The 20,928-nt window shown below is 64.4% G+C and carries 19 protein-coding genes; 10 read left to right on the forward strand and 9 right to left on the reverse strand.

Going from position 1 to position 20,928, the window contains the following annotated elements; translation table 11 throughout:
• Positions 1 to 88 precede the first annotated feature (88 nt).
• Both L810_RS39300 and L810_RS39305 read left to right on the forward strand, forming a co-directional pair.
• Positions 89 to 1,306, forward strand: coding sequence for a patatin-like phospholipase family protein (locus L810_RS39300; protein WP_021163707.1), 1,218 nt, complete (start codon positions 89 to 91; stop codon positions 1,304 to 1,306).
• A 60-nt stretch (positions 1,307 to 1,366) separates the two neighbouring features.
• Entirely contained in the window at positions 1,367 to 1,831 is a 465-nt protein-coding gene (locus L810_RS39305) for a hypothetical protein (protein WP_021163708.1), read from the forward strand.
• 75 nt (positions 1,832 to 1,906) lie between these two features.
• Here L810_RS39305 and L810_RS39310 read toward each other — a convergent pair whose 3' ends face one another.
• Complete coding sequence (locus L810_RS39310; protein ID WP_021163709.1) at positions 1,907 to 2,791, reverse strand: LysR family transcriptional regulator; 885 nt, start codon at positions 2,789 to 2,791, stop codon at positions 1,907 to 1,909.
• Positions 2,792 to 2,910: 119 nt separating this feature from the next.
• Between L810_RS39310 and argC the strand changes: the two genes are divergently transcribed.
• The gene (argC, locus tag L810_RS39315; RefSeq protein WP_021163710.1) at positions 2,911 to 3,867 is read left to right on the forward strand and encodes an N-acetyl-gamma-glutamyl-phosphate reductase; all 957 of its coding nucleotides are present in this window, start codon (positions 2,911 to 2,913) and stop codon (positions 3,865 to 3,867) included.
• Between the two features lie 158 nt (positions 3,868 to 4,025).
• On the opposite strand, the gene L810_RS39320 is transcribed toward argC, so the two are convergent.
• Positions 4,026 to 4,949, reverse strand: a complete 924-nt coding sequence (locus L810_RS39320; protein WP_021163711.1) for a LysR substrate-binding domain-containing protein — start codon at positions 4,947 to 4,949, stop codon at positions 4,026 to 4,028.
• 117 nt (positions 4,950 to 5,066) lie between these two features.
• Here L810_RS39320 and L810_RS39325 point away from each other — a divergent pair, with 117 nt between their 5' ends.
• Entirely contained in the window at positions 5,067 to 6,152 is a 1,086-nt protein-coding gene (locus L810_RS39325) for a tartrate dehydrogenase (RefSeq protein WP_021163712.1), read from the forward strand.
• 485 nt (positions 6,153 to 6,637) lie between these two features.
• Here L810_RS39325 and L810_RS39330 read toward each other — a convergent pair whose 3' ends face one another.
• Both L810_RS39330 and L810_RS39335 read right to left on the reverse strand, forming a co-directional pair.
• On the reverse strand, positions 6,638 to 7,117 hold the full coding sequence (locus L810_RS39330; protein WP_021163713.1) for a nuclear transport factor 2 family protein: 480 nt from the start codon (positions 7,115 to 7,117) through the stop codon (positions 6,638 to 6,640).
• Positions 7,118 to 7,180: 63 nt separating this feature from the next.
• On the reverse strand, positions 7,181 to 7,786 hold the full coding sequence (locus L810_RS39335; RefSeq protein ID WP_021163714.1) for a TetR/AcrR family transcriptional regulator: 606 nt from the start codon (positions 7,784 to 7,786) through the stop codon (positions 7,181 to 7,183).
• Positions 7,787 to 7,968: 182 nt separating this feature from the next.
• Here L810_RS39335 and L810_RS39340 point away from each other — a divergent pair, with 182 nt between their 5' ends.
• Both L810_RS39340 and L810_RS39345 read left to right on the forward strand, forming a co-directional pair.
• Positions 7,969 to 8,607 carry a GNAT family N-acetyltransferase gene (locus tag L810_RS39340; RefSeq protein ID WP_021163715.1) on the forward strand — a complete coding sequence of 213 codons (639 nt, stop codon included), beginning with the start codon at positions 7,969 to 7,971 and terminating at the stop codon, positions 8,605 to 8,607.
• The gene (locus L810_RS39345) at positions 8,604 to 9,020 is read left to right on the forward strand and encodes a hypothetical protein (protein WP_021163716.1); all 417 of its coding nucleotides are present in this window, start codon (positions 8,604 to 8,606) and stop codon (positions 9,018 to 9,020) included. Before L810_RS39340 ends, L810_RS39345 begins: the two co-directional genes overlap by 4 nt.
• Positions 9,021 to 9,415: 395 nt before the next feature.
• On the opposite strand, the gene tdh is transcribed toward L810_RS39345, so the two are convergent.
• On the reverse strand, positions 9,416 to 10,444 hold the full coding sequence (tdh, locus tag L810_RS39350; RefSeq protein WP_021163717.1) for an L-threonine 3-dehydrogenase: 1,029 nt from the start codon (positions 10,442 to 10,444) through the stop codon (positions 9,416 to 9,418).
• Positions 10,445 to 10,457: 13 nt separating this feature from the next.
• Positions 10,458 to 11,657 (reverse strand): glycine C-acetyltransferase, encoded by a 1,200-nt coding sequence (locus tag L810_RS39355; RefSeq protein WP_021163718.1) that lies wholly within the window; start codon positions 11,655 to 11,657, stop codon positions 10,458 to 10,460.
• 161 nt (positions 11,658 to 11,818) lie between these two features.
• Here L810_RS39355 and L810_RS39360 point away from each other — a divergent pair, with 161 nt between their 5' ends.
• From L810_RS39360 to L810_RS39370, 3 genes are all read left to right on the forward strand, one after another.
• Positions 11,819 to 12,430: a helix-turn-helix domain-containing protein gene (locus L810_RS39360; RefSeq protein WP_021163719.1), complete on the forward strand. Its 612-nt coding sequence runs from the start codon at positions 11,819 to 11,821 to the stop codon at positions 12,428 to 12,430.
• Positions 12,431 to 12,570: 140 nt separating this feature from the next.
• The gene (locus L810_RS39365) at positions 12,571 to 12,948 is read left to right on the forward strand and encodes a DUF2471 family protein (protein ID WP_021163720.1); all 378 of its coding nucleotides are present in this window, start codon (positions 12,571 to 12,573) and stop codon (positions 12,946 to 12,948) included.
• 109 nt (positions 12,949 to 13,057) lie between these two features.
• On the forward strand, positions 13,058 to 14,083 hold the full coding sequence (locus tag L810_RS39370) for a tyrosine-type recombinase/integrase (RefSeq protein ID WP_021163721.1): 1,026 nt from the start codon (positions 13,058 to 13,060) through the stop codon (positions 14,081 to 14,083).
• 136 nt (positions 14,084 to 14,219) lie between these two features.
• Here L810_RS39370 and L810_RS39375 read toward each other — a convergent pair whose 3' ends face one another.
• Positions 14,220 to 15,401 (reverse strand): DNA-binding protein, encoded by a 1,182-nt coding sequence (locus tag L810_RS39375; RefSeq protein ID WP_021163722.1) that lies wholly within the window; start codon positions 15,399 to 15,401, stop codon positions 14,220 to 14,222.
• Between the two features lie 1,822 nt (positions 15,402 to 17,223).
• Here L810_RS39375 and L810_RS39380 point away from each other — a divergent pair.
• On the forward strand, positions 17,224 to 18,591 hold the full coding sequence (locus tag L810_RS39380; RefSeq protein ID WP_021163723.1) for a replication initiation protein: 1,368 nt from the start codon (positions 17,224 to 17,226) through the stop codon (positions 18,589 to 18,591).
• A gap of 90 nt (positions 18,592 to 18,681) precedes the next feature.
• Here the strand turns inward: L810_RS39380 and L810_RS39385 are convergent, their stop codons facing one another.
• Positions 18,682 to 19,743 carry a ParB/RepB/Spo0J family partition protein gene (locus L810_RS39385; protein WP_021163724.1) on the reverse strand — a complete coding sequence of 354 codons (1,062 nt, stop codon included), beginning with the start codon at positions 19,741 to 19,743 and terminating at the stop codon, positions 18,682 to 18,684.
• A gap of 23 nt (positions 19,744 to 19,766) precedes the next feature.
• Positions 19,767 to 20,429: a ParA family partition ATPase gene (gene parA, locus L810_RS39390; RefSeq protein WP_021163725.1), complete on the reverse strand. Its 663-nt coding sequence runs from the start codon at positions 20,427 to 20,429 to the stop codon at positions 19,767 to 19,769.
• Positions 20,430 to 20,928: the final 499 nt, after the last annotated feature.

A 20,928-nucleotide genomic window follows, 5' to 3' on the forward strand; every position in this document is an offset into this window, starting at 1 on the left:
TCGTTTCACGTGACTGGAGTTCAGACGTGTGCTCTTCCGATCTGCTCACGGGCCAGTCGTTCATCGTCAGCCACGGCTGGTTCATGCAGTGAAGCCGCGCGCCCCCACGGAAAAGCAGGCCGTCGATGCGGCGGACCTGCATCACGAAGCCGGCGCACCGGTCCCCGCACGGTCGCTGCCGTACGAAACGATTGCACTCGTGCTGCAAGGCGGCGGCGCGCTCGGCGCGTACCAGGCCGGCGTGTTCGAAGGGCTGCACGAGGCGGGCATTCCGCTCGACTGGATCGCGGGCATCTCGATCGGCGCGCTCAACACCGCGCTGATCGCGGGCAATGCGCCCGAGCATCGCGTCGAGCGGCTGCGCGAGTTCTGGGAAACGATCTGCAAGCCGGCGTTCTTCCCGACGGTTCCGGCCGCATTCGAGTTCGCGCTGTTCAACAGCATCGACCAGGTTCGTACGTTCTTCACCGCGTCGCAGGCCGCAAGCGCGATGATGCAGGGCCAGCAGGGCTTCTTCGTGCCGCGCTTCCCGCCGCCGCTGCCGGGCGTGTCGGATCATCCGGAGAAGATCAGCTGGTACGACACGTCGCAATTGCGCGCGACACTGCTGAAGCTGTGCGATTTCGACCGGATCAATTCGGGCGAAACGCGCGTGTCGGTGGGCGCGGTCAACGTCGGCACCGGCAACTTCGTGTACTTCGACAACTCGCGCATCCGCCTGGCACCCGAGCATTTCATGGCGTCCGGCGCGCTGCCGCCCGCGTTCCCGCCGGTCGAGATCGACGGCGAGTACTACTGGGACGGCGGTGTCGTGTCGAACACGCCGCTGATGGAAGTGCTCCGCGCACGGCCGCGCCGCGACACGCTCGCGTTCCAGGTCGACCTGTGGAGCGCGCGCGGGCCGCTGCCGCGCACGATGGCCGACGTCGCCGAGCGCACGAAGGACGTGCAGTATTCGAGCCGCACGCGTTTCGTCACCGACACGCTGCAGCGCGAACAGCGCTACCGCAACGTGCTGCGCCACGTGCTCGAGCAGGTGCCGGAAGAGCAGCGCAAGGCGGATCCCTGGTGCGTCGAGGCCGATGCGATGTCGTCCAGCAAGAAGTACAACATCCAGCACCTGATCTACCAGCAGAAGGCGTACGAGCATCACTACAAGGACTATCAGTTCGGTCTGTCGACGATGCGTGACCACTGGTCCGCGGGTCTCGACGACATCCGCAAGACGCTCGCAGTCAAGGACGGCCTCGCGCTGCCCAACAACGACGCGGGCTTCGTGACGCACGACATTCACCGCAAACGGTAATGCCGTGCACGACGGATCGGCGCGATGCATGCGCCGGTCCGTCCTCTTCCCCGATCAGACATGCCGATTTTCATTGCACTGTTCGTGCTCATCGCTGCCGGATGGGGCGCGGTTCACCTGTTTCACGTCATCGCCGCGCAGTTCGGCCAGCCGGTCGCGATCGCGGCCGCCGTGCTCGCCGCCGCGATCCTGATCGCGCTGGTCGCCTGGTGGATCAAGCGCCGCCGCGATATCGCACCGAATACGAAGGAAGAAGGCTGGACCCACGTCGTGCATCGCGCGTGGGGCGAGCTGCGCGTGTCCGCGACGCAGGGGCTGCTGTGGCTGTCGCACGACGGCGCGGACGGCCGCTATACGCTGTCGCAGCTCGACGGCTGCCAGGCCGCGCCGATCGGCGGCCGCTGGCATCTCGTCGTGCACGTGCGCGATGGCGTGCGCAGCGAATGGAAGCTGCCGATGATGGACAAGCGCGACGCGCAACGCTGGGCGCGCGTGCTGACGCTCGCGAAGGACAACCGGCTTTGAGACGGCATGCCGTGGATGCACGGGCACGGCATGCACGCATGAACAGCCGCGCCGCCCAGCCTGCATGCCGGTGCGCTATCGCGCGCCGAGCGCCCACAACGCATCGAGTACATGCTGGGTCGCCCGCTCGACCGGCCCCGCCCGATGGGCGATCCCCAGTTCACGCCACAACGCCGGGCGCAACGCCCGCATGACGATGCGCGCATCGGGGAGCGGGGCGCCCGCCTCGTGCGGCAGCAGCGTCGCGCCGTACCCCGCGGCGACCAGGCTCTTGATCGCATCGTTGTAGTTGAGTTCGATCCGCGGCTCCGGCCGGTGGCCGCCGAGCGCGAACCATTCCGTCGTCAGCCGTGACAGGCGGGTGGTCGCATCGTTGAGAATCAGCGGGCGGGCGGCCAGATAGCCGGGCGTCACGCGCGCCGGAAGCGGCCAGTCCGCCGGCAGAAACGCCATCACCGGATCGCGCCGCCACGCGCGGATCGACAGCCCCGCGACGGCCGTCTGCGGCAGCGCCACCAGCCCGACATCGAGCGTGCCCTGCGCGATGCGCGCCAGCGTGTCGTGCGACGTGAGCACCGCGATCTGGACATCGATGTCCGGATGCTGCTCGCGCAAGCGGGCCACCGCCTGCGGCAGCAGGTGCGCGATCGCCCCGGTCGATGCGCCGAGGCGCACGCGCCCGGTCAACCCCTGCACCTGTCGCTGCACGTCGTCCAGCGTGGATTCGACCTCGGCCAGCAGGCGGCGCGCGCGCTCGACCAGCACTTCACCGATGGGCGACGGCCGCACGTTTCCGCGCGTGCGGGACAGCAACGGCGCGCCGATGCGACTCTCCAGTTCGGCAACGTGAAGGCTGACGGTCGGCGGCGCGAGGTGAAGCAGTTGCGCCGCGGCGACAAAGGACCCTTGGTCCGCGATGGCGACCAGCGTGCGCAGGCGGTCCAGGCTGATCTCCCGCATTCTCCACCCCTCATTCAAGAAAACTGAATCTGATGGTCAGTAAATTCAACTTTTTCTATTCTAGGCGCTCGGTGGACGATACGGCTTTCCCGACCACGAACCCAAGGAACGCGACCACCATGAGCCAGCCCACTGTCTACATCGACGGCGATCAAGGGACGACCGGATTGCAGATCCACGAGCGCCTGCGCGGGCGCACCGACTTGCGGCTCGTCGCGCTGCCGGAGGCCGAGCGCAAGGATCCCGTGCGGCGCGCCGAAGCGATCAACGCGGCCGACATCGCCATTCTGTGCCTGCCCGACGCGGCCGCACGCGAAGCGGTCGGCTTCATCCGGAATCCGGCGGTACGCGTGATCGACGCGAGTTCGGCTCATCGCACGCAGCCGGAATGGGTCTACGGCTTTCCCGAGATGGCCGACGGGCAGGCACGGGCAATTGCACACGCGCGGCGTGTCACCAATCCGGGCTGCTACCCGACCGGCGCGATCGGGCTGCTGCGGCCGCTGCTACAGGCCGGGCTGCTGCCGCGCGACTACCCGGTGAGCATCCATGCCGTGTCCGGATACTCGGGCGGCGGCCGGACCGCCGTCGACGCGTTCGAAGCGAACGACGCTTCGCGCGCGAATCCGCTCCAGGTCTACGGCCTCGCACTCGCGCACAAGCATGTGCCCGAGATCCGGTTGCATGCCGGTCTGGCGAACCGTCCGTTGTTCGTGCCGGCTTACGGTGCCTATCGGCAAGGCATCGTGCTCACCGTGCCGATCGAGTTGCGCCTGCTCCCTGCCGGTGTGACCGGTGAGCAACTGCATGCGTGTCTCGCGCACCATTACGCCGAGTCGCGCCACGTCGACGTCACGCCGCTCGCGGACACGCATGCGATCACGCATCTCGATCCGCAAGCGCTGAACGGCACCAACGACATGCGGCTCGGCGTGTTCGTCAATGCCGAGCACGGCCAGGTGCTGCTGTCCGCCGTGTTCGACAATCTCGGCAAAGGCGCATCCGGCGCAGCCGTGCAGAATCTCGACCTGATGCTCGGGGCGGCAGGCGCGGCAGGCGGGGCACAAGCGGCGTAAGCCGTGCGCAGGCACCGGCGTCGGCAGGCCAGGCACCTCGCGACCGCGACGTGTGGGTACCCGTTCGACGCGACCGGCTCGCGACGCGATTGCGAGCCGGAAACGGGGCCTGCCGATGTTGTGCGCATGCCCCCGTAAAAGCTCACCTTTAGCCGGTTTCAGGCCGTATCGTCACCCGCCGCGGCATTCAAGCCAGCCAGCGTCTCCACCAGAAAATCCACGCACACGCGCACTTTCGCCGACGCAGCCACGCGCTCCGGATACACGGCCCAGATGTTCGCGGGTTGGATTGCGTCCGGCAGCACGCGACACAGTGCACCGCGTTCGATCAGCGGCGCGGCTTCCCAGATCGAACGCAGCACGATGCCGCGCCCGGCCAGCGCCCATTGCACGGCGACCTCGCCATGGTTCGTCGACAGCGCGCCGCCAACCTTCACCGTGGCCGTTTCACCGCGCACGTTCAGCCGCCACACGCCGAACGGGTGATCGCGCTCCTTGATGGCAAGACAGTCGTGCGATGCGAGATCCGCGAGCGAGCGCGGTGTACCGCGCCGGGCGAGATAGTCGGGCGACGCACACAGCACGCGGTAGTTCGCGGCGAGGCGGCGCGCGATCAGGTGATCGGCGATCTCGTCGCCGATGCGCACGTCGAGGTCGTAGCCTTCGCCCGCGACGTCGACGAGCCGGTCGAACAGATCGAGCCGCACGTTCAGTTGCGGATAGCGTGCCGAGAAGTCGAGCAGCGCCGGCGCGATGACGTGCCGGCCGAAGCCGAAGCTGCTCGAAATGCGCAGCGTGCCGCGCGGCACCGTGCGCGTGGTCGACACGTCCTCGACGAGATGATCGACGTCGTCGAGAATCTTTTCGGCGCGCGCGAACACGCGCTCGCCTGCTTCCGTGACCGTCACGCGGCGCGTCGAGCGATGCAGCAGGCGCGTGCCGAGCTGCGCCTCGAGCAACGCGATGCGCTTGCTGACATAGGCAGGCGACACCGCGAGTTGCTCGGCGGCCGCGCTGAAGCTGGTCAGGCGGACGACCAGGCTGAACACGCGCAGGTCGTCGAGATTCGGCGATTTATTCACGATTCGTGGAAAGTCGATTAACCTTTCGCGGGATTTTAATCCAGATGGAAATAAATAGAATGACGTGACGCGCCGCTGCCTTTCCCCGCGGCCAGCCCACCAGCCAAGGAGCTTTGCATGACCGACAGGACCTACAGAATTGCCGTGATCCCCGGCGACGGCATCGGCCGTGAAGTGATGCCCGAGGGCCTGCGCGCGCTCGAGGCCGTGACCGCGCGCTTCGGCATCCGCTTCGACTTCGTCCAGATCGACTGGGCGAGCTGCGACTACTACGCACAGCACGGCAAGATGATGCCGGACGACTGGAAGGCGCAACTGTCGGGCATGGACGCGATCCTGTTCGGCGCGGTCGGCTGGCCCGCGACAGTGCCCGATCACGTTTCGCTGTGGGGCTCGCTGCTGAAATTCCGCCGCGAATTCGACCAGTACATCAACCTGCGGCCCGCGCGCCTGTTCGACGGCGTGCCGTCGCCGCTCGCCGGCCGCCGCGCGGGCGACATCGACTTCATGATCGTGCGCGAGAACACCGAGGGCGAGTATTCGTCGGTCGGCGGCACGATGTTCGAAGGCACCGATCGCGAGATCGTGATGCAGCAGGCGATCTTCACGCGTCACGGCACCGAGCGCGTGCTGAAATTCGCGTTCGAACTCGCGCAGCGGCGCGCGAAGCGTCTCACCGTCGCGACGAAGAGCAACGGCATCGCGATCAGCATGCCGTGGTGGGACGCGCGCACGGCCGAGATGGCCGAACGTTATCCCGACATCGCCGTCGACAAGCAGCACATCGACATCCTGTGCGCGCGTTTCGTGCTGCAGCCGGATCGCTTCGACGTCGTCGTCGCGTCGAACCTGTTCGGCGACATCCTGTCGGATCTCGGGCCCGCGTGTACGGGCACGATCGGCATCGCGCCGTCGGCGAACCTGAACCCCGACCGCACGTTTCCGTCGCTGTTCGAACCCGTGCACGGTTCCGCGCCCGACATCACGGGGCAATACATCGCGAACCCGGTCGCGATGATCTGGTCGGCCGCCCTGATGCTCGATTTCCTCGGCAACGGCGCAGGCCGCGAACGCGAAGCGCACGATGCGATCGTCGCCGCGATCGAGGACGTGCTGCGCACGGGGCCGCATACGCGCGATCTCGGCGGCAACGCGGGGACACAGGAAGTGGGCGAGGCGATCGCCGCGCGCATCGCGGGCTGACGATCAGGCCCGGCGCAATCGCACGCGCCGGGCAGAGGCTGCACGAATCGGTGTGCGGTGAGTTGCACGCCATGCGTTTGCGCACGCATGCGAATTCCCGAGCCTGCCTGGTGAAGTCGAGCGGTGAGCAACGTCGCACCGCAACGCGCACGGCACGCGCCATCAGACGTCGATACGATCGGTGAGTTGCACGCCACACGCGTGCACACCGATCGTCAAACCGCTACCGGCCCCGATCGATCGGTGAGATGCATCATGTGGTGAAGCACACCGTTGCATACCGATACGCGCATCACGAAATCCCGACGTGCATGGCACGTCCGCGTTGCCCGGGACGATGCCGCGTCGAACGGCTCGAAGCACACAGTCCGACGCGACATTTCCCTTCGTCCCGAAAAACCTCACCTTCAGCGCATCGACTCCCGAATTTCCTCACCGTTGAAGCCCGGTGATGCGTTCGCCGGTCCGTCGAGTCGGCACGCGCGTCACAGGCCGAGATCGGACAGCCCGGGATGATCGTCCGGACGACGGCCGAGCGGCCAGTGATAGAGACGATCCTGCTCGCGAATCGGCAGGTCGTTGATACTCGCGTGACGATGCGCCATCAGCCCGTTTTTGTCGAACTCCCAGTTTTCGTTGCCGTACGAACGGAACCAGTTGCCGGCATCGTCATGCCATTCGTACGCAAAGCGCACCGCGATGCGATTGCCGTCGAATGCCCACAGCTCCTTGATCAGCCGGTAGTCGAGCTCGCGCGCCCACTTGCGCTGCAGCAGCCCGACGATCTCGTCGCGGCCGGTCACGAATTCCGCGCGATTGCGCCATCGGCTTTGCGGCGTATAGGCGAGCGACACGCGCTGCGGGTCGCGCGTGTTCCACGCATCCTCGGCGGCGCGCACTTTCTGGCGCGCCGTTTCGAGCGTGAAGGGCGGAACGGGCGGACGGACTTCGAGGGAAGCGGACATGGGTTGCTCCTGTTCAGGTTCTGGCCACGGACGACCGCGGCCGGTTCGGATTCGCTGCTTCGACTACCGTGACACCGCGTCGAGCAGCAGTTCGGCCGTCGCGCGCGCATCGCGCGCGGCGTTTGCATCACCACTGACGAGCGCCACGCCGATTGCGCCGTCGATCAGCACGAGCCACTGACGCGCGATGCGCGCGAGCCCACGACGCTCGATGCCGGTTTCATCGGCATACGCATCGAACCGCTCGCGCACGAACGCCAGCAAGCGTGCCTTGTGCGCGCGTGCGACGACGCGCACCGGATCGTCGGCATCGGGAATCTCGCCCGATGCGTTGAGGAACGCGCAGCCGTGAAAGTCGGGTTGCCCGAACCAGTCGCGCAGCACGTCGAACATGCCGAGCAGCTGCACGCGCGGTGCCTTGCCGCGCGCGAGCGTCGCGTCGACGAACCAGCGCATCCAGCGCTCGTCGCGACGTTCGAGTGCGGCCAGCACCAGTGCCTCTTTCGATTCGAAATGCGAATAAAAGCTCTTTCGCGCCGCGCCGGATCGCTTGACGATCGCGTCGACACCGGTTGCATGGATGCCGCCCGAGTAGATCAGCGCTTCGGCTGCATCGAGCAGCCGGTCGCGAACGCCCGGTTCGCCGGAAAGGTCGTGATGTGTGTTCATGGGTTTACGGTAGAACGATCGTTCTCCATCGTCAACACCCGGATGAAAAAGCCCTGCTGACGGGAGGGCTGAAGCGCAACCTGGCGCGCGATGCGCGCCCGCCGCGTTTACGACATTTTTTCTTGAAGCGGACGCGCGACGCTCACTACACTTCGGTCACCCCGTCTGGGCGAAAGGACATCATGCAGCGACCGGAATCCGCGCGCCCCGCGCGCGCCTATGCGGCTTATGCCAAGCGGCTCGACGGCCGCATCGTCGTGCGGCGCTTCGACCCGCGCAACGATTCGTACGACACGTTGACCGCGCTGCTGCATCGCGCCTTCGCACCGCTCGGCGCACTGGGCTTCAACTGCCCGTGCGTCGATCAGCCGGCCTCGGCGACACGCGAACGCGTGCTCACCGGCGAGTGCTTCGTTGCGCTCGGCAACGCGCATCTGATCGCGACGATGACGATGCGTTCGCACGATCCCGATTCCCGCTGCGATCCGTACCGCAGCCGGCACGTCGCGACGCTCGGCCAGCTGGCTGTCGATCCCGTCTGGCAGGACCGCGGCATCGGCCGATCGCTGCTCGCATTCGCGCAACGGCGGGCCGCCGCGCGCGGCGCGACGCACCTGGCGCTCGACGCACCGTACGCGGCGGTCCGGCTCATCGATTTCTATCGTCGCGAAGGATTTCAAGCGGTCGACGTGATGCGCTTTCCGGGGCACAACTACGACAGCGCGATCCTGTGCAAATCGGTCTGCGTCACGAACGGTCGCATCGGTGCCGGTGATACGACGCGGATCGACATTGCACGACCGGTCGGTGCCGCGTCGTGAAACACGACATGCCGAAGCGCGAAGGCGGCGACGATCGCACCCGGCTCGCCGTCCGGCAGGCACGCGTGCGCGCTGCACTGCGGCTGCGTGGCGTGTTGAAGCTGACGATCGTCACGATCGCGGTCGCGCACGTGCTGACATTCGTGTTCGACAACCTGCTGGTCGTGGCCGGTTTCGCGCCGGATGCCGCAGCGGTGCTGCTGTTCCGTTTCGTGACGTGCGCGCTGGTCAGCTTCTGGCTGCAAGCGGATGCGTTGCGCGCGTATCAATACGCGGCGCAACACGGGTTCGTCACCGCGCCCGGAATGCACGGCGGCCCGGTCGACGTTGCGCCGCAGTGTCCGAGACGCTGGCTCGTCGTGTTGAGTCTTCAGCTCGACCCACGCGGGTTGAACGGTGAACGGATCAAGTAGCCGTCGGCGCACCGATCGACGTCGATCGATATCGAAGGGTTTCACGCCTGAGTGAGTCGCGACGATGCGCGCAGGCTCACGGTTGACGCCACGGTTCGGCACGACATCGCGTGCGGCTCATGACGAGCGGTCGCGCGGCAACGCAAGCGGGGAAGTGTCTGGAAGGGGAGAGCAGGTGCCGGAAGGCACGAGGGCGGAAAGCGAGGCAGCTTCCGTCAGGTGAAGTGAACGTGCGATTGCAGTTCACCGATGCGCGATCGTGTCGCGATTCGGCGCGCCATCACAGCTCCCGAATAATCTCACCTTGAGCCCGGATTCGTGCGTTTCGGCCTCGGAAACGCAGACGTAAACGAAAGCGGGGCAGGCGGCGAACACGCAGCACTGCCCCGCGGCACTCAGGCCGTCCAGTCGAGAATCACCTTGCCGCTCTCGCCGGACAGCATCGCGGCAAAGCCTTTCTCGTAATCGTCGGCCGCGAAGCGATGCGTGATGATCGGCGACAGGTCGAGGCCGCTCTGCAGCATCGCGACCATCTTGTACCAGGTCTCGAACATCTCGCGGCCGTAGATGCCCTTGATCTCGAGCCCCTTGAAGATCACCTGGTTCCAGTCGATCGCCGTCTGCGCGGGCGGAATGCCGAGCAGCGCGACCTTGCCGCCGTGGTTCATCGCCTCGAGCATGCTCGTGAACGCGCTCGGCACACCCGACATTTCGAGGCCGACGTCGAAGCCTTCGGTCATGTGCAGGTCGGTCATCACGTCGCGCAACGACTCGCGCGCGACGTTGACCGCGCGCGTCGCGCCCATCTTGCGCGCGAGTTCCAGCCGGTAGTCGTTGATGTCGGTGATGACGACGTTGCGCGCGCCGACGTGCTTCGCGATCGCAACAGCCATGATGCCGATCGGGCCCGCGCCGGTGATCAGCACGTCTTCGCCGACGAGGTTGAACGACAGCGCCGTATGCGTCGCGTTGCCGAACGGATCGAAGATCGACGCGAGATCGTCGGAGATCTCGGGCGGGATCTTGAACGCGTTGAATGCCGGAATCGCCAGATACTCGGCGAACGCGCCTTCGCGGTTCACGCCGACGCCGACCGTGTTGCGGCACAGATGCCGGCGCCCCGCGCGACAGTTGCGGCAGAAGCCGCACGTGATGTGGCCTTCGCCGGACACGCGATCGCCAATCGCGAAGCCGCGCACTTCCTGCCCCATCTCGACGATCTCGCCGACATATTCGTGACCGACGTGCATCGGCACGGGAATCGTCTTCTGCGCCCAGTCGTCCCACTTCCAGATATGGATGTCGGTGCCGCAGATCGCCGTGCGGCGGATCTTGATCAGCACGTCGTTGTGGCCGACTTCGGGACGCTTCACGCGCGTGAGCGTGAGGCCGGGGCCGCGTTCGAGCTTTGCCAGTGCTTTCATGGTCGCGCCTCCGTCAGATCACGCCGAGCGACTTGCCGACGCGCACGAACGCGGCGACCGTCTGGTCGATCTGTTCGGGCGTATGCGCGGCGCTCATCTGCGTGCGGATGCGGGCGCGGCCGCGCGGCACGACGGGGAACGAGAAGCCGATCACGTAGACGCCTTCGCCGAGCAGCTTGTCGGCCATGTTCGTCGCGAGCTGCGCATCGCCGAGCATCACCGGGATGATCGGATGCGCGCCCGGCACGAGCGTGAAGCCGGCTTCGGTCATCTGCTTGCGAAACCGCGCGCCGTTCTCGCGCACGCGCTCGCGCAGCTTCGCGCCTTCGTCGCTGCCGAGCAGTTCCAGCACCTTCAGCGATGCCGCGGCGATGCTCGGCGTCAGCGTGTTCGAGAACAGATACGGGCGCGAGCGCTGGCGCAGCAGCTCGACGACTTCGCGACGCGCGGCGACATAGCCGCCCGATGCGCCGCCGAGCGCCTTGCCGAGCGTGCCCGTGATGATGTCGACGCGGCCTTCGACGCCGCAGTGCTCGGGCGTGCCGCGGCCGTGCGTGCCGATGAAGCCGACCGCATGCGAATCGTCGACCATCACGAGCGCGCCGTAGCGATCGGCGAGATCGCAGATGCCTTTCAGGTCGGCGATGATGCCGTCCATCGAGAACACGCCGTCGGTCGCGATCAGCTTGTGGCGTGCGCCCGCTGCATCGGCTTCCTTCAGCTTCGCCTCGAGGTCGGACAGGTCGTTGTTCTTGTAGCGGAAACGCTTCGCCTTGCAGAGGCGGATGCCGTCGATGATGCTCGCGTGGTTCAGCTCGTCGCTGATCACCGCGTCGTTCTCGTCGAGCAGCGTCTCGAACAGCCCGCCGTTCGCATCGAAGCAGCTCGAATAGAGGATGCTGTCCTCGGTGCCGAGAAAGGCGGCCAGCGCGCTTTCCAGTTGCTTGTGCACGGTTTGCGTGCCGCAGATGAAGCGCACCGATGCCATGCCGAAGCCGTCCTGGTCGAGGCCGGCCTTCGCCGCATCGATCAGGCGCGGATCGTTCGCCAGGCCCAGGTAGTTGTTCGCGCAGAAATTGAGCACGCCGGCACCGCCGGCGAGCCGCACGGCTGCCGCCTGGGGACTCGCGATCTCGCGCTCGGTCTTGTAAAAACCGTCCGCGCGGATCTGGTCCAGCGTCCCGCGCACCTGGGCGAGAAAGGCATCACGCATCGCAAAGCTCCTGACAGGGTTTCGCATTCCGCAACGCGCCACTCGTGGCGGCGGCGCAACGGCCTGCTACTGTTATAGTCGGTCGTTCGGTTGACCGCATTTATCCGATATTCCGAACTAGAATTCGAAATACCGAACAACTCTAAGCGAACGGAATCCAAATGGCAAGTTCCTCCGGTTCGCGGCGCACGCCTGCCAGCGCCGCACCGCAACCGCCGGCCGCCACGCCGCCGCGTGTCGGCGAGCAGATCCAGCGGCTGCGCAACGAACGCAAGCTGACACTCGACGACCTGTCGCGCGCAGCCGGCGTATCGAAATCGATGCTCTCCGAGATCGAACGCGACAAGGCCAACCCGACGATCGCCGTGGCGTGGCGGCTGACGAACGCACTCGGCATCACGCTCGACGAGCTGTTCTCGCAACCGAAGGCGCCCGAGACTATCCGCGTCGACGGCCCGCACGACATTCCGACGCTCGCCGGCCATGACGGCCGATACCAGTTGCGCGTGTGGGGCCCGATCGACCTCGCCGGCAAGTTCGAGTGGTACGAGCTGACGCTGCCGGGCGGCGGCGCACTGATATCGAACGCCCACGAGCCCGGCACGCGCGAGCACCTGACCGTGCTGCAGGGCGCGATGGAAATCGAAGCCGCGGCGGCAAGCCGGCGCCTGAAGGTAGGCGACACCGCGCGCTACCCGGCCGACGAGCCGCACGCGATCCGCAATCCCGGCAAGGCCGAGGCGCGGGCACTGCTGATCGTGATACACCGCTGACGGCGCGGATAGCCGGCCGAAAGGCCAATTGCAGGCCAGTTGCGGAAAATACTGTATGTTTGTACAGTATACGGACATTCCGCCATGCATGGGCTGGAGCCGGCGCACCGAGGCGCCTGCCCGGTCGACAGGAGCCTGCAATGACAGAAGAACAAGATTTGGCCGCGCTCAGCTTCAAGGCTGCCGCGCACGACCTCGAGTTGATCGTTCGCCATATCGCCGGGCGTTATATCCGCCAGCGCGTGCCGCTGACGTGGCGCCTGCTGCACGCGATCGAAGCCGAGGCGCTTGCCGATCTCGGCTTTGCCAGCCGGCACGAGGCCGGCATGCGTCAATTGTTCGAACGGCCGTCGGACATGACGTTTCCCGAAACGGACGATCCGATCGACTTCGGGCGCTCGAACGCGCTACCCGCCGTATTTTCGTTCGCGGTGCTCGCGTACGAAGCCGCGTCAACCTCCAACGACACCGCGCCTCGCGAGCGGGCTCACCGCCCGTCCAAGGCGTGGGGCGACTGACCGCCCGCCCGGGCCGTCACGCGTGGCGGCCTTGTCCTGCCCCTTGCCTCTTGATGCCCGAGACGTTGCGGAAAGGGCTACCATATACGCAACTAACGGAATAAATCACATGTCCCTTCCCGCCTCTCCCGACACCCCGGCACGCCCGGAAGAAACGGACCTGTTCGACCGCGGCGCGTCCGACTGGATCGCCTCTCCCGAAGCCGCATTCGATGCATGGCTCGCCATGCAGGACTATCGTCGCTCATCGGCCGACGTCTATCGCGCGCAATGGGGCGCGTTTCTCACATGGCTGCGTACGCACCAGAAGAATCTGGCGACGGTCGATACGGCAACCATCGCGAATTTCGTCGGCGAGCTCCCGATCCGGAAAACCCAGCGAATGCGCTATCTTCGGCTGATCGAGCGCGTGCTCGACCATATCCGGCGCACCGAATACGCGTCGACCAACCCGGCCCGGTTCATTGCTCAGGATGGCGAAGCGAACTGGCGCAAGGCTCGCGACAACGAACCTACCGGTTTCCTCACGCCGGCCGAGCGCGCGACGTTGCTCACGTACCTGTTTTCGCCGATCGGCGTATCCGGTTCCGCGTACTGGAAAGAGCGGCGCGACCGCGCGCTCGTTGCCGCGTTCCTTGGCGCCGGCATTAAAACCGGTGAAGCTCGCGCACTTACGATTAGTTGCATCAATACGGCCGGAACGTCGCTTCAGATCGAGTCGACGCACCCTGATTTCTCGCGCGAAACCCATCTGGCGTCGTTCGCGATCGCCCTGCTCGAAGCGTGGCTCACCGAACGCAAGCGCCAGGAGATTCCCGGCGAACTCGTGTTCCCCGCATCCCATGCCGGGCGGCCGATGCACAAGGCGACGATGCTGCGCGCCATCGACGCGATCGTCGAATCCGCCGGGCTCACGTCGTCACGCACCGCACGCGCCAGCCCGCAAACCCTGCGTAATACCTACGCGGCCGAACTGTTCGAACACGACGTGCCGCCCGAACGAGTCGGCAAATGGCTGGGCTTCATGCGACCGATCTCGTCGAACCGCCTGCATCGCGCATGGAAGAACTGGCGCGACGGTCTGGCCGACAACAATGCCGACGGTGACGCGTCGGGCATCGACGAAACTCACTGATCCCCAAACGGCTGCTCACGCCAAGCGATCCGTGAGCAGCCTTGTGTGGCACAGCCTCACCGTTCAATCGCTCCCGAAAAACCTCACCTCTGGTTTCCCGGATCGTCTCACCTGTGCGATGCAGCCGCCCCTTGCGTCACGTGCGCACAAAGCGGGCGACGGCTTCCAATCGGGATGGCCATGCGCCAGAAGCGTGTTCGCACTCTGGGCAGGCCACTTCAAAACCCTCTTTTCCGTGTGACAGCTCGGGCTCGCCGTCGCAATGCGGGCAATGGGCCGGTACCGGCGTCTCTTGATCCAGTGAGGTACCGATCGCGGCAAACGCCTCCGCATCCAGTTGCCCGGCGTCAGCCAGGCGGCGGATCAGCGCGGCGATTTCCGGATTCATTCCGCGGCTCGCGCGCAGCAAACTCACATCGCGCGTCGCACGTTCCAGTTCGTCTCCCTGGCTGCGCAACTGTTCTTCGAGCCGGTCGGCACGCGCCTTGGCGGCACTCAATTGCTGCAGGAAATCGAATTCCTTGCGCTGAACGTCGCGTAAGCCGTTCTGGTAGGTCGACGCCGTGCTGCGCAACGAATCCAGCTCGACCAGCATTGGCTTCACGCGGCGTTCGGCTTCGGCCACCGCGTCCTTGATTTGCTGCGCGTAGTGCTCGGTGCGCTGCTGCAGTTCGGCTTGAAGCGCATCGATGCGGTCGCGCAGCGTGGCGTTCTGCGCCTGCTCGGCTTCGACACGGCCGACCGCCGCAGCCAGTTCCTTCTCCAGTCGAGCGACTGTGGTGAGTAACGTCGCTTCGCTTGCCGAACCGTGCGTCGTTTGCGATGCGAGCTGGACTTCGAGTTCGGTCACGCGCGCCTGCAATTGCTCGTTTTTCGCTTCGCCACGTGCGAGCGCGCCTTCGAGCGTCTCCTGACGGACGATTGCGTCGCGCAACCGCTGTTCGGCGTCGGCCACGCCGGCGCGGACCTGTTCGCGATCGACATCGAGGCTGTCTCGCGCGGCTTTCAACGCTTCTTCATAGAGTGCCCCGAGCAACGCGCCGGCTTTTTCCTCGACGGCTTTCGGAATTGCGGCACCGTCGAGCCTGACCTTGGAGGCGGAACGGATACGCTCCCAGAAATGGTCGATGTCTTTCGGGATATCGCTGGCGCTGCCGGTCTGGGTGAGATCGCGGACGTTGGCAGCCGACGGCCGGATGCCAAGATCGAAGAACAACCGCTTGCATGCATGCAGCGACAATTCCTGTCGTCGCGCACCTTTTGCACGCAGCGATTCCAGTTCGTCCCGAATGGTTTGGCGTATTTCGTCCAGGGTCATCGCTGTGCTCACAGACATTGAAGTGTGGCAATCATAACGAAATACGTACTTATCGATACTTGTTTCGGCTCGGCGTTGTGAATTTACGTCGCTTCGCACAGAAATCGGGTCTGTGAGCGGATCTGGGTGACTGTGGTCCAGGATTCCGTGAAACAAAGCGAAGAAAGTTAGCCAAGTCCTTGTCGTACAAGCGTTTTCCTGTCGATCCCGAATTTTGGCATTTGTTTCACATGACAGCGGATCTGGTTGCCTGTCGGTGTTCAGGGGTTGAGGTGTCTGTGGAAAACTCTGCAGCCGATGTCTTGAGAGTATTAGAAGTAAACACCCTTGAACCCTTAGTTAAAAACGTTAACGCCACGGCACAGCCTTATGCTGCAAGGCTTTCCGGCCGACAAGGTGAAGTTTTACGGGAGCCAAGGTGATCTTCTGCGGGAGCTGAAGTGATGGGGTTCAGGGAGCTGCGTGAGCCGTTGCGGGAAAGGTCGTGAGCGGATTCGGGATCACAGTGAAACACGAGATTTCCCAAAGGTGAGGCTTTTCGGGGCCTCACAGCCACAGAACCCGCGCTGTGCCTGACTGCACAGTTTTCTGCCTGTGCAGACATAGGTGAGAATTTGCGGGACCTTCTTTGTGCCCCGATTCTGCCCATCTTTTAGGCAGTTTCTGTGAAAGGTGAGGTTTCACGGGACTCCGCGGGCGTTTGATGTGAGGATTTCCGGGAAACGGACGCCATTTTGCACAGCAAAAGTGCTCTCGTGGGCCTGTGATGCACTAAAGGTGAGGTTTTTCGGGAGGGAAATCCGGGTTTTCCTGCCCGGATCCCGCTGAGGTGAGCTTTTTCGGGGCATGGATCACAGGCTGTGATTCGGGCCACAGGTGAGCCTTTTCGGGAATGGAATTTGCCCGAAAAATCGTCAAAGGTGAGGCTTTTCGGGATCCGTGGACGGTCGAATTGGCCGAAAAGCCCGCCAGGACTGGAAGAAATCTCGTTTTTGCTGTGCCTCTTTTTGGCACAGGTGAGATTTTTCGGGGGGGGCACACACCGTTGTCGTATGACGGATTTCCATCGAAAGGTGAGGCTTTTCGGGGGATGTCGGCGTCGCACAGCCAAATGCCTTCTGTGCATAAGTATCGGAAGGCATTGAGGTTTTTGATACCGCGTCAGTTACGGTGAGATTTTTCGGGAGCCATTTCCGTGCCAGAGGCGGCACAGCGATTTTTCGGTAAGGTGAGCATTTTCGGGAGGCTCTGGTGGCGAATCCCGCGCGTGCCGGGCATTCGTCGGTATCCAGACGAATGAACATGCTGTGCTCAAGGTGAGTTTTTTCGGGACCCGATACGGTTTGTGCACTGTACAATGCGCGCCCGGGCCGGCACAGCAGGCTCGTTCGGGTCGCGCGGGCCGGTTTGGCGGGCGTCTTCCGGGGTGGGGGGCCCGATCACGATCGCTCGGTGGGTCGCGCCTGTACATGCATACAGGGCTAAGCGGGTCGATCGGGAAGCGCGATCAGGTGCGATCGCAACCCTGTGCCGAACTTCCGGCAGCGCAGTCGTAAAATTACGACAAATCGAAAGGTGAGCCGATACGGGAGCACATTTCGCACGTTCCGTGCACAGGTGAAATTCTGTGAATCGGCGCATCCCGCAGCACGTCTGGACGAGTCCGGAACGCTGCAAATCCGGACTGGTGAGGGTTTTCGGGAGCGCCTGGGGTGAGTGCCGTTTTACACGCGCACTTCACCCGCTATGGTGAGCATGTCGTTCTGGACGCACTTCACCGCAGACGCTATCCTTCCGGAAAACTTCTCCTCCGACCCGACGTATGGCCACGACGAAGCGCGCCAAGAAAACCGATGTGGATGTGGTGAGTGCCAGTTCAGCCGAATTGCGGAAGGCCGTCGAGGCGATCGCAATTCAGCCGAAGAGCGGCAAGATCACGCTCCTCACTCGCAAGCTGTTCAATGTCCTGCTGGCCGTGGCGCAGCAGGCCGACGACTCGGGCGATACGTATCGCGCGCTGCTCTCGGACATCGTCGCCAACTCCGCCTTCGATTCGAACGACACCGCGCTGGTGAAGGAACACCTGCGCCGCATGGTGTCGGTGCAGGTCGAATGGAGCACGGGGACGTCGAGCCAGAAGCCGGGACGCAAGTGGGGGATCTCGACGCTGATCGCCGACGCCGAAATTCTCGAGGATCCGGCGACCCGCCGCGTGTGGGTTGAATTCTCGTTCGCGCCGAAGATCAAGAAAAAGCTGCTCGACCCGGTCCAGTACGCGCGCCTGAGCCTGCAGTTCCAGAGCCAGCTGCGCAGCAGCGCCGGCCTCGCGCTGTACGAAATCTGCGTGCGCTACCTGACGAACCCGAGCCACCTGACGATGCGCGAGCCGTGGGAATGGTGGCGGCCGATCCTGTCGGGCACGCCCGACACGGAAGCCGGCGACGAAGCGAAACGCGAGTACAAGTACTTCAAGCGCGACTATCTGCGTCCCGCGATCGCGGAAGTCAACGCGGTCACCAACATCTTCGTCGAGCTGATCGAACACCGTGAAGGGCGTCGGGTCGCGGAGATCCAGTTCCGCGTGACCGAGCGCAAGCAGCCGATGCTCGCGCTCGACGAACATCCGAACGTGTTCGACAGCACGCTGGTCGACCGGATGGTGAAGATCGGGATCCCGCTGAAGGAAGCGCAGACGCTCTACGCGGACAGCGAGGAAAACCGCATTCGTGCCGCGCTGCAGATGACCGAGCAGCGGATGCGCAGCACGACGCTGCCGCCGGTGCGCAGCGCGCCGGCGTTGTTCAAGGATGCGCTGAAGAAGGGTTATGCGCCGCCGGTCGAATCGGTCGACGCGCTGCCTGCCGGCACGCCGCCTGCGAAGATTGCGGCGGCCCAGCCGGACGATCTGAAGGCGCGCCTGTTGAGCGAGTTCGCTGCGTTCCGTCGCAAGGAAGCGAAGGTGCTGTACGAAGAGCAGGGCGATGCCGAGCGCGAAGTGGCGCGCGAGTCGTTCGAGTCGGAGGCGCTGCCGACGATGGGCACCCATCTGCGCGACGACTGGCGCAAGCGCGGCCTCGATTCCAAGCTGGCCGAGACGGCCTTTTTCGACTGGCTGGCCCAGAAGACCTGGGGCGAGCCGACGGACGGCGACCTGCTGTCGTTCACGCTGAACCAGTCGCGGGCCGCCTGAGGCCCGCTCAGGCCCGCTGACGGGCCGCCGCCGGCCCCGCCCTCGGTTGGCGGGCCCGGCATCTTCACCAGGCCCAGCCGGCCGTTTCCATCACTCCGACAACAGCATCCGCTCGAGCTGCTCGAGGATCGCGTCGCGCTTGTCCTTCGGGAGGCCGCGCAGGCGCAGTTCGATGCGATCTTCGCCATACGACTTCAGGTCGCCGACCGACTTGCCGCCAAGCTTGATCTCGAGACGCTGCGCGTAGCGCTGACGGCCGGCAGCCTTCGGCGTTTCCTGCGCCGCGACGCGGCCCTTGACGATGTCCGACACCTGGCGCGTGCTGAGATCGTCCGACACGATCTTGTTGATCAACCGCAGCGTGGCCTCGGTGCCGCGCGCGTTGTGATAGCGGCCGACCTGATACGCCATGTTTGAACCGAAGCGATCGGGGCGCGCGACCATTTCCTGCATGATCGCTTCCGGCAGTTTGCCGATCGACAGGGCGACGGCCACCGTCGATTCGTCGAGGCCGAGGTGCTCGGAGAGTTCCTTCTGGCTCTGGAAATGCTTGTCGTCGAGGAAGCGGCGCCACACGACGGCGTTGTCGAACACCGTCTGCGAATCGCGCTGGACGTTGAGATCGTAGCCGAGCTTGTAGCTCTGGATGCCGATCGGCACGTCGATCACGATCGCCTTGACCGACTCCTTGTTGGCTTCCTTCAGTGCCCGCACGCGGCGGCCGCCATCGCTGACGAAATACGTGCCCGGATTGTCATAGTCCGGAATCACGTGGATCGCCTGCTGTTGCCCTTGCTTCGCGAGGTTGACCGCGAGTTCGGCAATCGACGATTTCAGATAGAAGTGCCGCGGATTGAACGGGCTATGCTTGATCGCCTTCAGCGACAGCTCGATCACCTGCCCGGGCGCATAGCGGTTCTCGAGACGCCACGCACGATATTGCGCCGATTCATCGATCGACGGATCGAGCGTGAGTTCGGGAGCGGGCTGCGGCGCGGTGTCTTTCTTCGCGGATTTGGTCGGCGCCGGGGTGGGGGTCTCGGACTTGACGATGCCGTCGATCGCATTGAGTCGATCGAGCGCCGTGCGCTTCTCGCTCGTCGTGATATCCGGGCGCGCTTGGAATCCTTTGGCAAATTGGGAGGGTTTCATGTGACTCCTTTGTGCGCATAAAGTCAGGGCAGCATCGCGACGATTTCGTCGGCGCATGCGCGAATTTCCATGGCGGCCAGCTTGCCGCCACGATCGTTCATCTGCAGCACGGTCTGACCGAGCGCCATCGCCTGCTTGTACGCCTCCCGGGTCGGGATCTGCGTTTTCAGCAACGGGAAGCCGAGTTCCTCGAGCGCGCGCTTGAGCTCGCGGGTCAGCATGCGCTTCTCTTCGGTCTTGTTCAGCAGGAAGACTGCGCGGAGGTCTTCGTTCATGACCTGCGCCTGCTGGATCAGTTTGACTAGCCCGACGCTCGACCAGTAATCAGCCGGCGACGACGACGTCGGAATCACGGCAATCGATGCGGCCAGCAGGACGACGCCCGACACCTTCTCGGTGATCGACGGCGGGCAGTCCACGACGATGATGTCGTAGTCGTTGATGAACTTCTTGATCTCGCGATGGATCTGGCCATCGGCTTCGGCAAGGTTGACGACCGGAAACGGGATGCCGTTTTCGCTGTCGCCGGATGCGCTCGACCAGTGAACCAGCGTGTTTTGACGGTCTGCGTCGATGACGAGGACGCGCTTCCCTTTTTCATGGAACGCGGCACCGAGGTGCATGGCAATCGTGCTTTTGCCGACGCCACCTTTTTGTTGAGTGACTGCAATGATTTCCGCGGCCAATTTTCACTCCTATTTTGGTCGTTGGAATTCTACAGGACGATATTTGAATTTCAATGAAATTGTCGTTCGACAACTACGCATTGGCCATTCGGGCTATCGGTTTATGCGCATAAACGAACCGGAGATGGCGAGTGACTCGATTGGAGGGTGTGGCGGGTGTCTGCAACGTCGATGAACGGGGCGGGGTTTGAGTCATCGAGTGTGGCGTCGTCGGCGTGAATAGCGAGTTGCCGCGGGATCGTGGCGCGTTGTCCTTTCCGTTCGATGAGGTAGTTCGGGCCGAGAGCTGGAGAGTTTGTGCGCATAAACTCCGCTGAAACCGTGGCTGTCGATCGCGACCGAGGGAGCGACTCTTCTGAGAGTGGAGTGTGAGCGGTATGCCCTGGCCCGGAACACCGCGTTGAGGCGTGTCACTCAACCCGAGTGCGTCGGCATAACCCGCCCCCTTGGGTACCTCGTTTATGCGCATAAACTGCGGCCGATGGCGATGGCGATGGCG

It is taken from the genome of Burkholderia sp. AU4i (genome assembly GCF_000466765.1).
Classification (GTDB): Bacteria; Pseudomonadota; Gammaproteobacteria; order Burkholderiales; family Burkholderiaceae; genus Burkholderia; species Burkholderia cepacia.